Source organism: Microbacterium sp. C448, from assembly GCF_000582705.2.
In the GTDB taxonomy this organism is placed as follows: domain Bacteria; phylum Actinomycetota; class Actinomycetes; order Actinomycetales; family Microbacteriaceae; genus Microbacterium; species Microbacterium lacus_A.
Genome location: NZ_HG779769.1, coordinates 1 through 1,833, shown reverse-complemented (window position 1 = coordinate 1,833; position 1,833 = coordinate 1). Strand labels below are relative to the sequence as shown.

The following is a 1,833-nucleotide window of genomic DNA, read 5'->3' as shown; positions in this document are numbered from 1 at the left end:
ACGGTGTCGCACCCGTGCGCGAGCCGGCCGCGGCGCCCGCGCCGGCCGTGCGCATCGAGAGCGTCTCGAAGCGGTTCGGCGCGGGCCCGGTCGTGCTCGACGACGTCAGCCTCGACATCGCGCCCGGCGAGTTCGTGTGCCTGCTGGGCGCGTCCGGCTGCGGCAAGTCCACGCTCCTCAACCTCATCGCCGGACTCGACCGGCCCACGGCGGGACGCATCGAGACGCCCGTCACCGGCTCGGCCGTGATGTTCCAGGAGTCCGCGCTCATGCCCTGGCTCACCGCGCGCCGCAACGTCGAGCTGGCGCTGCGCCTGCGCGGCGTCCCCCGCAGCGAGCGCCGTGACAACGCGCTCGCCCTCCTCGACGCGGTGAATCTGACGGATGCCGCCGACAAGCGTCCGCACGAGCTCTCGGGCGGCATGCGGCAGCGCGTCGCGCTCGCGCGGGCGCTCGCGCAAGACCGCCCGGTGCTGCTTATGGACGAGCCGTTCGCCGCGCTCGACGCCATCACGCGCGACCTGCTGCACGAGGAGCTCGAGCGGGTGTGGCGGGCGACCGGCCGCACGATCGTCTTCGTCACGCACAACGTGCGCGAGGCCGCGCGCCTCGGCCAGCGCGTCGTCTTGATGGGCAGCCGCCCCGGCCGCATCGTCCAGCAGTGGACGATCGCGAAGACCGCCGGGCGCCGCATCGAGTCGCCCGAGGTCGCGGCCCTGTCGGTCGAGATCACCGACCAGCTGCGCAAGGAGATCCGCCGCAATGCCGCCTGAGACCTTGACCGCGGCGATGACGGGTGCGGCGACGGATGCCGTAGCCGGCGCACGCGCGGACGACCTGCGCTCGCTCGAAGCCGGGCTCGACAGCCTCCAGGCACCCGTCGAGCGCGAGCCGAGCCGCTGGCGTCGGTTCGCCGCGAGTGTCGTACCTCCCATCGTCTTCGTCGCGCTGCTCATCGCGGCGTGGCAGCTGTATGTCGTGATCGCGCAGCCCCGCCCCGACATCATCCCGAGCCCCTCCGACGTCGTGGGAGCGCTCGGCTTCGCGTGGGAATCGGGGCGCCTGCAGGAGGCGGTTGCGACGAGCCTCGAGCGCGGCGTCGTCGGGTTCCTCATCGCGATCGCGGTGGGCACCCCGGTCGGGCTGTTGCTCGCGGAGGTCCGCCCGATCCGTCGCGCCGTCGGCCCGATCATCTCGGGCCTGCAGGTGCTGCCGTCGGTCGCGTGGGTGCCCGCCGCGATCATCTGGTTCGGCCTGTCGGACGCCACCGTCTACTTCGTGATCCTCATGGGCGCGATCCCCTCGATCGTCAACGGGCTCATCGCCGGCATCGACCAGGTGCCGCCGCAGCTGCGCCGCGTCGGCACGGTGCTCGGCGCGACTCGGCGCCAGCTGGCGACGTCGGTGATCCTTCCAGCGGCGCTGCCCGGATACCTCGCCGGACTCAAGCAGGGGTGGGCGTTCTCGTGGCGCTCGCTCATGGCGGCCGAGATCATCGCCGTCGGCGGCACGATCGGCTTCGGCCTCGGGTCGATGCTGCAGCAGTCCCGCGAGCTCGCGGACCTCGCGGGAGTCCTCGGCACGATCATCCTGATCCTCGCGATCGGCATCCTGATCGAGCTCGTCTTCTTCGGCCCCCTCGAGCGACGGATGCTGCGACGCCGAGGCCTGCTCGTCACGGGAGGCACGCGATGACCACCCCCGACCGCACTTCTCGCGGATCCGGAAACCGGAGATCCGCACACTTTCCGGACGCCCGCGCGACGACAGTCCGGAAACACGACGAACGTCCGGTTTCCGGATTGACGGATGCCGCGGCCGCCGCCCCCGGCA

2 protein-coding genes are annotated in these 1,833 nt (G+C 72.2%); both read left to right on the top strand.

Going from position 1 to position 1,833, the window contains the following annotated elements; translation table 11 throughout:
- Positions 1–47 precede the first annotated feature (47 nt).
- The gene (locus MIC448_RS13230; RefSeq protein WP_243420037.1) at positions 48–773 is read left to right on the top strand and encodes an ABC transporter ATP-binding protein; all 726 of its coding nucleotides are present in this window, start codon (positions 48–50) and stop codon (positions 771–773) included.
- Positions 763–1,695, top strand: coding sequence for an ABC transporter permease (locus MIC448_RS13225; RefSeq protein ID WP_036300593.1), 933 nt, complete (start codon positions 763–765; stop codon positions 1,693–1,695). Before MIC448_RS13230 ends, MIC448_RS13225 begins: the two co-directional genes overlap by 11 nt.
- The last annotated feature ends 138 nt before the right edge of the window (positions 1,696–1,833 follow it).